Annotated in this window: 11 protein-coding genes; 4 read left to right on the plus strand and 7 right to left on the minus strand. The window is 64.0% G+C overall.

What is annotated here, in order from left to right; genetic code table 11:
* Window positions 1-39: 39 nt before the first annotated feature.
* The 6 genes from bacA to galE form a co-directional block, all read right to left on the minus strand.
* Window positions 40-855 carry an undecaprenyl-diphosphate phosphatase gene (gene bacA, locus C2U37_RS08640; RefSeq protein WP_053288020.1) on the minus strand — a complete coding sequence of 272 codons (816 nt, stop codon included), beginning with the start codon at window positions 853-855 and terminating at the stop codon, window positions 40-42.
* A gap of 254 nt (window positions 856-1109) precedes the next feature.
* Entirely contained in the window at window positions 1110-2105 is a 996-nt protein-coding gene (locus C2U37_RS08645; protein ID WP_103857764.1) for an aldo/keto reductase, read from the minus strand.
* Window positions 2106-2247: 142 nt separating this feature from the next.
* The gene (locus C2U37_RS08650) at window positions 2248-3255 is read right to left on the minus strand and encodes a galactose-1-epimerase (protein WP_103857763.1); all 1008 of its coding nucleotides are present in this window, start codon (window positions 3253-3255) and stop codon (window positions 2248-2250) included.
* A gap of 87 nt (window positions 3256-3342) precedes the next feature.
* Window positions 3343-4491, minus strand: coding sequence for a galactokinase (galK, locus tag C2U37_RS08655; protein ID WP_053288022.1), 1149 nt, complete (start codon window positions 4489-4491; stop codon window positions 3343-3345).
* On the minus strand, window positions 4488-5546 hold the full coding sequence (locus C2U37_RS08660; RefSeq protein ID WP_103857762.1) for a UDP-glucose--hexose-1-phosphate uridylyltransferase: 1059 nt from the start codon (window positions 5544-5546) through the stop codon (window positions 4488-4490). Before C2U37_RS08660 ends, galK begins: the two co-directional genes overlap by 4 nt.
* A gap of 49 nt (window positions 5547-5595) precedes the next feature.
* A complete protein-coding gene (gene galE / locus C2U37_RS08665) occupies window positions 5596-6609 on the minus strand; it encodes a UDP-glucose 4-epimerase GalE (protein WP_053288024.1) in 1014 nt (337 codons plus the stop codon).
* Window positions 6610-6825: 216 nt separating this feature from the next.
* Here galE and C2U37_RS08670 point away from each other — a divergent pair, with 216 nt between their 5' ends.
* On the plus strand, window positions 6826-7830 hold the full coding sequence (locus C2U37_RS08670; RefSeq protein WP_042882348.1) for a substrate-binding domain-containing protein: 1005 nt from the start codon (window positions 6826-6828) through the stop codon (window positions 7828-7830).
* Between the two features lie 105 nt (window positions 7831-7935).
* Here C2U37_RS08670 and C2U37_RS24595 read toward each other — a convergent pair whose 3' ends face one another.
* A complete protein-coding gene (locus tag C2U37_RS24595) occupies window positions 7936-8094 on the minus strand; it encodes a hypothetical protein (RefSeq protein ID WP_158656239.1) in 159 nt (52 codons plus the stop codon).
* Window positions 8095-8478: 384 nt separating this feature from the next.
* Here C2U37_RS24595 and C2U37_RS08675 point away from each other — a divergent pair, with 384 nt between their 5' ends.
* The 3 genes from C2U37_RS08675 to mglA all read left to right on the plus strand — a co-directional run bounded on the left by C2U37_RS08675 (window position 8479) and on the right by mglA (window position 14333).
* Window positions 8479-11553, plus strand: coding sequence for a beta-galactosidase (locus C2U37_RS08675; protein ID WP_104452123.1), 3075 nt, complete (start codon window positions 8479-8481; stop codon window positions 11551-11553).
* A 219-nt stretch (window positions 11554-11772) separates the two neighbouring features.
* Window positions 11773-12759 (plus strand): galactose/glucose ABC transporter substrate-binding protein MglB, encoded by a 987-nt coding sequence (gene mglB, locus C2U37_RS08680; protein ID WP_010676016.1) that lies wholly within the window; start codon window positions 11773-11775, stop codon window positions 12757-12759.
* A 53-nt stretch (window positions 12760-12812) separates the two neighbouring features.
* Window positions 12813-14333: a galactose/methyl galactoside ABC transporter ATP-binding protein MglA gene (gene mglA / locus C2U37_RS08685; protein ID WP_010676015.1), complete on the plus strand. Its 1521-nt coding sequence runs from the start codon at window positions 12813-12815 to the stop codon at window positions 14331-14333.
* Window positions 14334-14347: the final 14 nt, after the last annotated feature.

A 14347-nucleotide genomic window follows, 5' to 3' on the forward strand; every position in this document is an offset into this window, starting at 1 on the left:
CCCTCGGGTCCCTTTTGTGTTGCTTGGCGGCGAAGCCCATCAGGCCACGAAGACCAGGTAGACGACGAAGGCCAGCAGGAAGCGGTAGATGGCGAACGGGATGAAGTCGAGACGACGGATCAGCGCCAGGAAGGTCTTGATGGCGACCATGGCCACCACGAAGGCGGTGACGAAGCCCACCGCAAACATGGGGAAGTCCGCCATGGAGAGGAAATCGCGGCTCTTGTAGAGATCCAGGCCGCTGGCCGCGATCATCATGGGTACCGCCATGATGAAGGAGAATTCTGCTGCCGCGTGGCGGCTGATGCCCATCAGCATGCCGCCGCTGATGGTGGCGCCGGAGCGGGAGAAACCGGGCCAGAGTGCCAGGCACTGGAACAGGCCGATGCCGAAGGCCTGCTTGTAGCTGATGTCGTCCAGGGTCTCCGCGGTCACGGCGGGGCGGAACTTTTCGGCGATGATGAGCAGGATGCCGCCGGCCACCAGGGCATACATCACGGTTTCCGGCCCGAACAGATTGGCCTTGATCCAGCTGTGGATAGCCAGCCCGACGAGCACGGCGGGCAGCATGCCGAGGATGACGTGCACCAGGGAGAGGGTCGCGTGGCCCGGGGTCGGTTTCTGACCGAAGTGAATGCCGATGAGTCCGAACAGGCGGCGCCAGAACATGACGACCACTGCCAGGATGGAGCCGAGCTGGATCACCACCTCGAAGGTGGCGGCCTTGGGTCCTTCAAACCCGAGGAGGTGGCCGACGATGATCATGTGGCCGGTGGAGGAGACGGGGAGGAACTCGGTCAGGCCTTCCACTATACCCAGCACAAAGGCGACGAACAGGGCGTAGGATTCGGTCATGGTGCAGATCTCTTGGTTATGGGGTCTGGATAAAATCAACCCCGAACGGGTCGGGGCGGCCAATGATGGCGGAAAATCACGCGGGCAACCAGTGAATATTGGGGATTTCAGCGCCCTGTTCCGGCCGGAAAAGGGCGCTGGCGGACCATGCAGGGCGCGGCTTGCCACATGCTGTCAGAAGCCATGACGGCCCCGTCACGTTCTGACAGGTCAGTCACGCCAGTTGACCTCTGTTTTATGATCTCTTTGTGCTGTCAGGCCAGTATGGACAGGATTTTCTGTTGAAGATCATCGTCCAGGGGGGGCTGCCCCAGGGCCTCGACGGCGCTCGTTATCTGTTGGGGATGGCTGGCGCCGATCAGGGCGCAGCTCACCACGGGGTCGCGCAGCACCCATTGCAGTGCGAGTTGCGACAGGGACTGACCCCGTTGCAGGGCCAGTGCATGCAGGGCGCGGACGGTGGCGAGCTTCTCTTCGGTGATCTGGTCCGCCGTGAGGAAGGGGCTGGCACTGGCGGCGCGGGAATCCGCGGGAATGCCCGCCAGGTAGCGATCGCTCAGCAGCCCCCCCGCCAGGGGCGAGAAGGCGACCACCCCCATGCCGTGCTCCCGGCAGGCCGGCAGGGTGTCGGGCTCAATATCGCGTTGGAACAGGGAGTATTTGAGCTGGTTGACCAGGCAGGGGGTGCCGAGCTCCGCCAGCCGGGCGGCAGCCTTGGCCGCGAGCGGGGCCGGGTAGTTGGAGAGGCCGATGTAGAGCGCCTTGCCCTGGCGCACCATCAGGGCCAGGGCCTGGCAGGTCTCCTCGAGCGGGGTGCGGGGATCCGGCCTGTGGTGATAGAAGATGTCCACGTAGTCGAGGCCCAGACGGCGCAGGCTCTGGTGCAGGCTGGCGAAGAGGTACTTGGCGCTGCCGCCATCGCCGTAGGGGCCGTCCCACATCACGTATCCCGCCTTGCTGGCGATGATGAGCTCGTCCCGATAGGGAGCCAGGCTCCTCTTGAGCAGCGTGCCGAAGGTCAGTTCGGCAGATCCCGGCGGCGGCCCGTAGTTGTTGGCGAGATCGAAGTGGGTGATCCCCAGATCGAACGCCTGATGCACCATGGCCTTCGCGGTGGCGGGATCGCTCCCGGCGCCGAAGTTGTGCCAAAGGCCCAGACCGATGCCGGGCAGGCGCAGGCCGTGGCGGCCCGCCGGTCGGTAGGGCTGGCGCTGGTAGCGGTCGGGGGCGGCGAGGTAGTTGTCATCCATCACGGTGCGGTTCCTTGGCTGGTGTGCAATGAGGAGCGGCGGGCCCTGCGGCCGGCCTCACCCCGGCTGACTCGGCGGTGCCATCGGGGCCGCCATGACGTGGCGGCGCGCCCGGGCTCCTTCGTCTGCCCGAGCGGGGCTGTCAGGGGGCAGGAATAAAGCGATAACGGGTCTGGTGGCGATAACGCTGCCCCGGCAGCAACCAGGGATCGCCGAGGGCGGGCCGGTTCGGGCTGTCGGGCAATTGCTGGGCCTCCAGGCAGAAGCCGTCGTAATCCCGGTAGGGTCGGCCCTGACGATCCGGTGTGCCGGTCAGCCAGTTGCCGCTGTAGAACTGCAGTGAGGGCTGGTTGGTGTAGACCGCCATCGCCAGCTTGCCATCCCCCGAGATCACCCGGGCGGCCCATGGCTGGCTGGACCCACCAAACGGCTCATCAGTAGGCACAAAAACGCTGTTGTTGAGCAGAAATGCGTGATCGTACCCCTTGGCCAACTGCTGCTGGGGGTGGTCCAGCCACGCCTGGCCGATGGGGCGGGGGGCGCGCAGATCGAAGGGGCCTTCCACCGGGGCGATGGCCAGCGGCAGGCTCTGGTCATCCGTGGGCAGGTAGCGGTCGGCGTCTAGGCTGATGGTGTGGTGGCGGATGTCGCCACCGCCATCCAGGTTGAAGTAGGCGTGGCTGGTGAGGCTGACCGGGCTGGGGGCGTCCGTGCTGGCGCAGAAGTCGACCACCAGATCGCACTGCTCCAGCCGATACTCCAGGCTCACCCTCAGATTGCCGGGAAAGCCCTGATCCCCCGCCCGGGAGAGGAGCGCCAGCTTGACCCTGTCCGCCTCCTGCTCCTTGATCTGCCAGGTGCGGCGATGGAACCCGTCGCGCCCGCCGTGCAGGCAGTTGGCCCCCTGGTTGGCGTCCAGCGTCCAGCACTGGCCTTCCCGCTCAAGGCGGGCGCCGCCGATGCGGTTGGCAAAGCGCCCCGCCACGGCCCCCAGCCATACCTGCTGGGTGAGGTAGGCCTCGTCGGCGCAACCCAGCAGCACCTCCCGCCGCTCTCCCGCCACCGGCAGGGTGAGGGAGGTGAGGGTGGCCCCGTATGCGAGACCGCGCAGCCGCAGTCCCTCCTCGTTTTCCAGCTCGAATCTCATCATGGTTTGCGGTTCCCCGTCGTGATCCCGTCGCCCCCTGCCGGCGTCGCGAGTGCCGGGCAGGGGGCGTCACCCGTTGTCAGGCGTGCGTTACAGTCTGCCGGCCCCTGCGCTGGCACGGCAGACGTAGCAGTCCGCCTTGAGGCCGAAACGGGCCGGGTATTCCGCCTCCACCACGGCGATCACCTCGGCCACCTTCTCGGGGCGCAGCAGGGCGACCACGCAGCCGCCAAAACCGCCGCCGGTCATGCGCACACCGCCTTCGCTGCCGATCCGGGCCTTGATGATCTCCACCAGGCCGTCGATGGGAGGCACGGTGATCTCGAAGTCATCGCGCATGGCGGCGTGGGACTGGCCCATCAGCTCGCCGAGGCGCACCAGATCGCCCTGTGCCAGCGCATCGGCCGCCGCCAGAGTGCGGGCGTTCTCGCCGACAACGTGGCGGGCACGGCGATAGCAGGCCTCGTCCAGACCGGCCTTGCCCGCTTCCAGGGTCGCCAGATCCAGGTTGCGCAGGGCCTTGACCCCGTAGTGACGGGCGGCGGTTTCGCACTGCTGGCGACGGGTGTTGTATTCGCTGTCCACCAGGCCGCGGCGCACGTTGGAGTTGACGATGAGCACCGCCAGATCGGTCGGCATGGGGATGAGCCGGGTCTCCAGGGAACGGCAATCGAGCAGCAGGGCGTGATCCTGCTTGCCGCTCGCGGAGATCATCTGATCCATGATGCCGCAGTTGCAGCCGACGAACTGGTTCTCCGCCTGCTGGCCGTTGAGGGCAATTTCCGCCTGGCTGATGGCCAGCCCCTGGGCCTCCTTGAAGGCCTGGCCGATGGCTACCTCCAGGGAAGCGGAGGAGGAGAGACCCGTCCCCTGGGGCACGTTGCCGGAGACCACCAGATTGAGGCCGCGCAGGGCGTGGCCTCGTGCCTGCAGGTGTTTCACCACGCCGCGGATGTAGTCGCTCCAGCGCTGGCTGGGGTGGTGCTCGATGGGGTGATCGAGACTGAACCGGTCGCGCTGGTTGTCGTAGTCGGCGGCGATCACTTCGACCAGGTTGTCGCCGCGCAGGCCGATGGCGACGCAGGTCTCGTAGTCGATGGCGCAGGGCAGCACGAAGCCGTCGTTGTAGTCGGTGTGCTCGCCGATGAGGTTGACGCGGCCTGGAGCCCGTACCAGCAGGTCGGGTTGTTGCTCAAACTGCTCGGCAAACACGGCGCTGACGCGCTGGCTCGGGGTCATAGGGCCTCCTCGTTGGCCTGGTTCTGGTCGTTGTAGTGGATGGGACTGAGGGCGAGCAGCCGTTCCGCCGCCTGTTCCGGGGTGAGATCGCGCTGGGTTTCGGCCAGCATCTCGAAGCCCACCATGAATTTGCGCACCGTGGCGGAGCGCAGCAGGGGCGGATAGAAGTGGGCGTGCAGTTGCCACGCCTCGGGGCAGTCGGAACGGGGCGGGGCGAAGTGCCAGCCCATGGAGTAGGGGAAGCTGCACTGGAACAGGTTGTCGTAGCGGCTGGTGAGCTCCTTGAGCGCGATGGCCAGATCCTGTTGCTGTTCCCGGGTGAGATCCAGCATGGAGGGAACATGGGCTTTGGGCAGCAGCAGGGTCTCGAACGGCCAGGCCGCCCAGAAGGGCACCACCGCCAGCCAGTGGGCCGTCTCCACCACGATGCGGGAGCGATCCGCCAGCTCCCGTTCCACATAGTCCAGCAGCAGGGGGCGGCCGTGTTCGGCCAGCCAGGCGCGCTGGTGCGCCTCTTCCCGGGCAATCTCGTTGGGCAGGAAGTCGCTGCCCCAGAGCTGGCCGTGAGGGTGCGGATTGGAGCAGCCCATGACGGCGCCCTTGTTTTCAAAGACTTGGACCCATTCCCACTGGTCAGAGAGCTCGGCCACCTGGTCCATCCAGGTCGTGATCACCCCTTCGATGGCGGGCAGGGGCAGCTCGGGCAGGGTCTTGCCGTGATCCGGCGAGAAGCAGATGACCCGGCTGGTGCCCCGGGCGGCTTCCAGCTTCAGCAGGGGATCCGGCACCGCGTCAGCGGCCGGGGTGTCCTGCATCAGGGCGGCGAAGTCGTTGGTAAAGACGAAGGTGCCCTGATAGTCGGGGTTGATATCGCCGGTCACCCGGGTGTTGCCCGCACAGAGGAAGCAGTCGGGATCATGGGCCTGGCTCGGCGCCAGGCTCACCTTCTCGACCTGGCCTTGCCAGGGGCGCTTGGCCCTGTGAGGGGAGACCAGCACGTACTGGCCGGTGAGCGGGTTGAAGCGGCGGTGGGGGTGATCAACGGGGTTGAACATCATCACTCCAGTGTGTGAGTTGAATACATCCGAAGGCGCAGGCCAGGGCCTACGCCTCGTAACCATTGGGGTTGGCGGACTGCCAGCGCCAGCTGTCGGCGCACATGGCGGCGAGATCCCGGCTGGCGTGCCAGTCCAGTTCCCGAGCGGCCTTGGCGGGATCGGCCCAGCACTCGGCGATGTCGCCGGGGCGCCGTGGCTCGATCCGGTAGGGAAGGGGCCGACCGCAGGCAGCCTCGAACGCCGCGACCATCTGCAACACGCTCTGGCCCTGGCCCGTGCCCAGGTTGTAGGCGTGGACACCGCCCCGTCCGGCGCAGTGTTCCAGAGCCTTGACGTGCCCTTCGGCGAGATCCATCACATGGATGTAGTCGCGCACCCCGGTGCCGTCGATGGTTGGGTAATCGTTACCAAAGACCGAGAGGCAGTCGCGCCGGCCGATGGCGACCTGGGTCAAAAACGGCATCAGATTGTTGGGGATGCCCTGGGGATCCTCCCCCAGAGTGCCGGACTCGTGGGCGCCGACGGGGTTGAAATAGCGCAGCAGGGTCATGCTCCAGTGGGGCTCGGCCCGCTGCAGATCCTCGAGGATCTCCTCGATGATCAGCTTGGATCGGCCATAGGGGTTGGTGGCGCTGCGGGGAAAATCTTCCCGGATCGGGGTGCTGGCAGGATCGCCGTAGACGGTGGCCGACGAGCTGAACACCAGATTGCGTACCTCGGCCCGTTTCATCGCCTGCAGCAATACCAGGGTGCCGCTCAGGTTGTTCTCGTAGTAGTCCAGCGGGATGCGGGTCGACTCGCCGACCGCCTTGAGGGCGGCGAAGTGGATCACGGCGTCGATGTGCTGCTCGCTGAAGATGCGATCCAGCAGGGCCGGGTCACGGATGTCCCCTTCGTAGAAGCGGGGTTCGCGCCCGCTGATGGCGGCGACACGGGTCAGGACGCCCGCCTTGCTGTTGCAGAGGTTGTCCACCACCACGGGCTCCATGCCTGCGGCCTGCAAGGCCAGACAGGTGTGGCTGCCGATGTAGCCGCAACCGCCGGTGACCAGTACTTTCATCCGTTGTTCCACCCTCAACTCCTCGTATCAGGAAAGCCTGAGCAGGAGTCTAGCCGAGGGGCTGACGGGCAAACTGTGAGCTGCTTAACAAATATATGTAAACGATTACACTTGTTTTCATCGACCAATGTGGCAAGTTCTGATTTTTCCCCCTGTTATCAGTGACATTGAACGGTATAATGCGGCCAGTTGCAGCGTGAAATAAGTGAAAACAGCATGAGCACCATCAAGGATGTCGCCCGTTTGGCCAATGTGTCAGTGGCAACGGTTTCACGGGTGATGAACAACTCACCCAAGGCCAGTGCCGCCTCCCGCGAGGTGGTGCTGAAGGCCATGGCCGAGCTGGGCTATACCCCCAACGCCAACGCGCGGGCCCTGGTCAGTCAGACCTGTGACACCATGGGAGTGGTGGTGGGCGACGTGGCGGATCCTTTCTTCGGCGCCCTGGTCAAAGGGGTCGCGGCAGTGGCGGTGGAGCAGGGCTTGCACCTGTTGATGGGTAATGGTTTTCACCGCGCCCAGCAGGAGCGGGAGGCCATCGAGCTGCTCATCGGCAAACGCTGCGAGGCACTGGTGGTGCACAGCAAGGCGCTCAGCGACGAGGAGCTGGTCGACTACGCCCTGCGCGCCCCCGGCATGGTGCTGATCAACCGCGACATTCCGAGTCTGAGGGGGCGCTGCATCGCCCTCAACAACCGCCAGGGTGCGGCGACAGCCACCCGTCATCTGCTGGATCTCGGCCACCGCCATATCGCCTTCCTGAGCTCGGATCACGCCATCGAGGATGCGCTGTTGCGCCACCAGGGCTATCAGGATGCCCTGGCGGAGGCGGAGGTCTTCGCCGATCCCGAGCTGGTGGAGAGCGGCATGCCCAATGAAGAGGGGGGCGAGCGCGCCATGCTCAACCTGCTGGCCAAGGGGTTGCCCATCACGGCGGTGGTGGCCTACAACGACGCCATGGCGGCAGGGGCCATCTCTGTGCTGGCGGACAACGGCCTCAAGGTGCCGGAAGAGGTGTCTGTGGTAGGCTTCGATGACATCATCTACGCCAGATACCTGAGACCCAAGCTCTCCACCATGCGCTATCCCATCGAGCTGATGGCGGCCCAGGCGGCCAAGCTGGCGCTGCAACTCGCCGCAGGGGAGAGCGAATCGGTGCAGAGCCGCATCTATACCCCCACCCTGATCAACCGCCATTCGGTCGCTCCCGTCAGGTCCTGATCGCAGCGCTTGCGCCCCGTCGGCGCAAGCGCTGCACCTGGCGAACCCGTACTGCAGCATATAAAGCGCCCCCATAGCTCAGACGATAGATAGCTCAGAGCATGGCTAGCGCAGACCACAGAGGGTTGCCTGAGGAGTGACAACCGTCCCCTCACGCTCCCTGCCTGCCGAACTCGCCAGCTCTTCCCGCTCGTCTGTCACGAGCCCCTCTCCCCCGGCCTGCCGAGCCTCACTTCCGGCCAGATCCTGCCAGACGCCCGCCATGGCTTTTCTCTGCGCCGGGCAGGGGCTCTCGTGGCCTCTGCACACTCCTTCGAGAGGCCGGGCTGCGTGCGTGCCCGGAACCGGGTTGAGGCGCTCCAGCACCTAATGAGGCGAGGGGGGCGCGATGTCGGGTCTTTGCCATGGCTTGCTCCGCTGGTTCGGCCATTGCCTCCCGGTTTCACACTCCCGGGCATCTTCTGCCCTTCCGAAGGTCCGCTTTTTCCCCCGTGGGGTCATTTACCCGGATTTATCCGATTTTTACTCCGTTTTACTTAACAAAATGAGTGTAATCGTTTACATCTGTGTGAGCGGGATCGCCGATCACCGGGCAAAACTCTCCTACACTGCAGTGGTTTTCAGCGTGAATGCAGGGAGAAGTGAAGCATGCTCAGGGAGATAGTGGCCCGTCAGGATTGGCAGACCCAGGGGATCACCGCCGTGAACCGGTTGCCAGCCCATACCCCCTTGTCCAGTTGGTGCAGTGAAGGGGAAGCCAGGATGGGGGGGTTGTCACCTTCCCGCCTGCTGCTGGACGGCGAGTGGCAGTTCTCCTGGTTCGAGGCCCCGGAGCGGGTGCCGGAGCAGTGGCTGGTGGAGGATCTGCCGGATGCCTGTCCCATCAAGGTGCCGGGTAACTGGCAACTGGCTGCGGCCTACCCGGGGGCGCGGCCCGTCACGGATGTGCCCATCTACGCCAACATCAAATACCCCTTTCCCTGCGACCCGCCCCGGGTGCCTGCCGAGAATCCCACCGGTTGCTACTCCCGCGAGTTCACCGTTGCTGCGGACTGGCTGGCCGAGGGGCAGACCCGGATCATCTTCGACGGGGTGGACAGCGCGTTTCACCTCTTCTGCAACGGCCGCTGGGTCGGTTACTCCCAGGACAGCCGGCTGCCGGCGGAATTCGATCTGACCCCCTTCCTTCAGGTCGGGGCCAACCGCCTCGCCGTCCTGGTGCTGCGCTGGTCTGACGGCTCCTATCTGGAAGATCAGGACATGTGGCGCATGAGCGGCATCTTCCGCTCCGTCAGCCTGCTGCACAAACCGGCCCGTCATCTGATGGATATCCGGGTGACGCCCGAGCTCGACGCCTGCTACCGGGATGCCCGCCTCAAGGTTGAATTGCAGGCGGCCAACGGAGCCGGTCTGTCGGTGGAGGCCAACCTCTATGATGGCGACGAGGGGGTCGCGACCCTGCGCCAGCGGATCGGCACCCAGGCCATCGACGAGAAAGGGGTGTATGACGATCGCGCCGAGTTGTGGCTGACGGTAACGGCCCCACACAAGTGGAGCGCCGAGACCCCGCACCTCTATCGCCTCACCCTGACCCTGCTGGACGAGCAGGGAAGCGTCCTCGAGAGCGAGGCCCATGACGTGGGCTTTCGGGCGGTGGAGATCCGTGGCGGCCTGCTGCGGGTCAACGGCCAACCCCTGCTGATTCGTGGTGCCAATCGCCATGAACACCATCCCGCCACGGGTCATGTGGTGACCCCGGCCGACATGGAGCAGGATCTGCTGCTGATGAAGCGGCACAACTTCAACGCGGTGCGCTGCTCCCACTATCCCAATCACCCCGAGCTTTATCGCCTGTGCGACCGGCTCGGCCTCTATGTGGTGGACGAGGCGAACCTGGAGACCCACGGCATGACCCCCATGGGGCGGCTGGCGCGGGATCCCGCCTGGAGCAACGCCTTCCTGGAGCGGGTTACCCGCATGGTGGCCCGGGACTTCAACCACCCCTGCATCATCATCTGGTCCCTGGGAAACGAATCCGGTTATGGCCCGGCCCACGACGCCATGTATCGCTGGGTGAAGGGGGCGGATCCCAGCCGCCCGGTGCAGTACGAAGGGGGCGGGGCCGACACCCCGGCCACCGACATCATCTGTCCCATGTATGCCCGTACCCATCAGGATCAACCCTTCCCGGCGGTGCCCAAGTGGGCACTGGCCAAGTGGATCGGCCTGCCGGAAGAGACCCGGCCGCTGATCCTGTGCGAATACGCCCACGCCATGGGCAACAGCCTGGGGGGCTATGCCCATTACTGGCAGGCATTTCGCGATCATCCGCGGCTGCAGGGTGGGTTTGTCTGGGATTGGGTCGATCAGGGGCTGGACAAGCAGACCGACGATGGCCGCCATTTCTGGGCCTATGGTGGCGATTTCGGCGACACTCCCAACGATCGCCAGTTCTGCTGCAACGGCCTGCTGTTCCCCGATCGCACCCCCCATCCTTCCCTGTTTGAAGCCCGGCGTGCCCAGCAGCCCTTTGTTCTGACCCTGCAGGGTCGCCAGCCGCTGACGGTGGAGATCCGCAGCGAATACCTGTTCCGCGAGACGGACAACGAACGCCTGCTGTGGCGTCTGTGTGAAGACGGCGTGGTGGTGAGCCAGGGTGAATACCCGCTCGAGCTGGCCCCCCGGGGGAGCGTGACGCTGACCCTGCTGGAGCAATTGCCGGCCTTTGCGCCGGGGGCGCTTGCCTGGCTGGATCTCGCCATCGTGCAGCCCATCGCCACGGCCTGGGCCGGAGCGGGTCACGAGGTGGCTCGCCAGCAATGCCTGTTGCCCGCGCCCCTGGCGCTGCCGTCGGTCTGCCCGGCGGTCAGCCTGACCGAGCAGCGCGATCACTGGGTGCTTGGTGCCGCAGATTCCCTGTGGCTGCTCGACAAGGCCAGTGGTCGCATCGTCAGCTGGCAGAAGCAGGGCCGCGAGCGGCTGTGCGACGCCATCGCCGATCACTTCTATCGGGCGCCGCTCGACAACGATATCGGCACCAGCGAGGCGGATCACGCCGATCCCAACGCCTGGATTGCCCGCTGGCAGGAGGCCGGACTCAATGATCTGCAGCACCGCTGTCTCGGCCTGGAGGCGAGTCCGGAGCTGGGTCTCATCACGGCGCACCACGGCTACTTCGTGGCTGACGAGCCGAAGATCCTGACCCGCTGGCATCACAGGGTGGACGGGGAGGGCGCCATGCACCTCGCCATCGAGGTGGAGGTGGCCGCCGACATGCCCTCCCTGCCGCGCATCGGTGCCCGGCTCTGGCTGGCCGATGAACCGGCCGAAGGTGCCCCGGTGAGCTGGCTGGGGCTTGGCCCCCACGAGAATTACCCGGATCGCCGGCTCGCCGCCGATCTCGGTCGCTGGCAATTGCCCATCGAGGCGTTGCACACCCCTTATGTCTTCCCGACCGACAACGGACTGCGCTGCGATACCCGCGCACTGCAACTGGGGGATCTGGCGGTGGAGGGGCGCTTCCACTTCAGTGTCAGCCGCTACAGTCAGCAGCAGCTGGCCGAAGCCCGTCACCAGACCGATCTGGCGGCCCTGGGGGGCACGCACCTGTGCCTCGATGGCTTCCACATGGGGGTGGGAGGCGACGACTCCTGGAGCCAGAGCGTGCGGCCCGAGTTCTGGCTGTTGCCGGGGCGTTATCAGTGGCACTGCCGTCTGCGCTAGCCGGACCCGCCGTCGCGAGATGGCGAGACTCAAAGGCGGTTTCTCACGTAACTATTTAATTTTTAACAATATTACGGCTATGTAACAGAGTGTAAACGTTTTCATTTTGTTGCCAGGATCACAGACCGCCTCACAACAAACTGATTACATTAGGCTGGCGCCAGCTCAAACGGTGTACAGTATTCCCTACAAAAAACAGATAGAGATCGGAGCATAACAATGAAAAAACTCACGACAGTTGCCACCTTGCTGATGGGACTGATGGCGGGAGCCCAAGCCCAGGCCGATACCCGTATCGGGGTCACCGTCTACAAGTACGACGACAACTTCATGGCCGTGGTGCGCAAGGCCATCGAGAAAGAAGCGGCGGCCACCCCGGGTGTGGAACTGCTGATGAACGACTCCCAGAACGACCAGTCCAAGCAGAACGACCAGATCGATGTACTGCTGGCCAAGGGCGTGAAGGCCCTGGCCATCAACCTGGTTGACCCGGCGGCGGCCCCTGTCGTGATTGAGAAAGCCCGTGCGGACGAGATCCCCGTGGTCTTCTACAACAAGGAACCGAGCGCGGCCGACCTGGCCAGCTATGACAAGGCCTACTACGTGGGCACCGACTCCAAGGAGTCCGGCATCATCCAGGGCCAGCTGATCGCCAAGCACTGGAAAGCGCACCCCGAGTGGGATCTGAACAAGGATGGCGTCATCCAGTTCGTGCTGCTCAAGGGTGAGCCTGGCCACCCGGATGCGGAAGCACGCACCACCTACGTCGTCAAGACCCTGAACGATGGCGGCATCAAGACCGAGCAACTGCACATGGATACCGGTATGTGGGATACCGCCATGGCCAAGGACAAGATGGACGCCTGGATCTCCGGTCCGAACGCCAACAAGATCGAAGTGGTCATCGCCAACAACGACGGCATGGCGATGGGCGCCGTGGAATCCCTGAAGGCCCAGGGCAAGACCGCCATCCCGGTGTTCGGTGTTGATGCCCTGCCGGAAGCCCTGGCCATGGTCAAGAGCGGTGCCATGGCTGGTACCGTGCTGAACGATGCGGCCAACCAGGCCAAGGCCACCTTCGAGCTGACCAAGAACCTGGCCGAAGGCAAGCCGGCCGGTGAAGGCACCAACTGGAAGATCGACAACAAGGTCGTCCGCGTTGCCTACGTGGGCGTAGACAAAGACAACCTGTCCCAATTCGAGTAATTCCTCCCCTCAGGGCAAGGGAGATCCCCTTGCCCTCTTTTCAACCAGATGTGATGGCTGATATGACAACACGGCAACAATCAGAATGGCTGTTGGAGATGATTGACGTCAGTAAGAGCTTTCCTGGCGTCAAGGCACTCGATAATGTCAATTTACGGGTCCGTCCTCATTCTGTGCATGCGTTGATGGGCGAGAATGGCGCAGGGAAGTCCACGCTGCTCAAGTGCCTGTTCGGCATCTACGAGAAGGATCAGGGCAAGATCTTCTTCAAGGGACAGGAGATCAACTTCACCTCGTCCAAAGAGGCGCTGGAGAATGGCGTTTCCATGGTGCACCAGGAGCTGAACCTGGTACTGCAACGCACCGTGATGGACAACATGTGGCTCGGCCGCTATCCCACCAAGGGACTGTTTGTCGACCACGGCAAGATGTATCAGGACACCAAGCATATCTTCGAGGAGCTGGACATCGACATCGACCCCAGGGTCAAGGTCGGCACCCTGTCGGTTTCCCAGATGCAGATGATCGAGATTGCCAAGGCATTCTCCTATGACGCCAAGATCGTCATCATGGACGAACCCACCTCCTCCCTGACCGAGAAAGAGGTCAACCACCTCTTCAAGATCATCAACAAGCTCAAGGAGAAGGGGTGCGGCATCGTCTACATCTCCCACAAGATGGAAGAGATCTTCCAGCTCTGTGACGAGATCACCATATTGCGGGATGGCCAGTGGGTGGCGACCCAGCCCCTCAAGGGCATGACCATGGATCAGATCATCGGCATGATGGTCGGCCGCGAGCTCACCCAGCGCTTCCCGGAAAAAACCAACCAGCCCAAAGAGGTGATCCTCGAGGTCGAGCACCTGACGGCCAAGAACCAGCCTTCCATCAAGGACGTGACCTTCAACCTGCACAAGGGGGAGATCCTCGGCATCGCCGGTCTGGTGGGGGCCAAGCGCACCGACATCGTGGAGACCCTGTTCGGCATCCGCGATCGCAGCGAAGGGACCATCAAGCTGCACGGCAAAGAGGTGGCGAACCACAACGCCCACGAGGCGATCCAGAACGGCTTCGCCCTGGTGACCGAGGAGCGCCGCTCTACCGGGATCTATTCACGCCTCGACATCGCCTTCAACTCCCTGATCGCCAACATGGACAACTACAAGGGATCCATGGGGCTGCTCAGCGACAACAAGATGAAGAGCGATACCCAGTGGGTCATCGACTCCATGCGGGTCAAGACACCGACCCAGCAGACCCAGATCGGCTCCCTCTCCGGTGGCAACCAGCAGAAGGTGATCATCGGTCGCTGGCTGCTGACCCAGCCCGAGATCCTGATGCTGGATGAACCGACCCGGGGTATCGACGTCGGCGCCAAGTTCGAGATCTACCAGCTCATCCTGGAGCTGGCGAAGAAGGACAAGGGCATCGTCATCATCTCCTCCGAAATGCCGGAACTGCTCGGCATCACGGACCGCATCATGGTCATGAGCAATGGCCGGGTCGCGGGGATCGTCAACACCAAAGAAACTGACCAGAGCGAGATCCTGCGCCTGGCATCTCTGTACCTATAAAGACAGGAAGACAT

Source organism: Aeromonas sp. ASNIH1, assembly GCF_002934285.1.
Taxonomy (GTDB): domain Bacteria; phylum Pseudomonadota; class Gammaproteobacteria; order Enterobacterales; family Aeromonadaceae; genus Aeromonas; species Aeromonas caviae.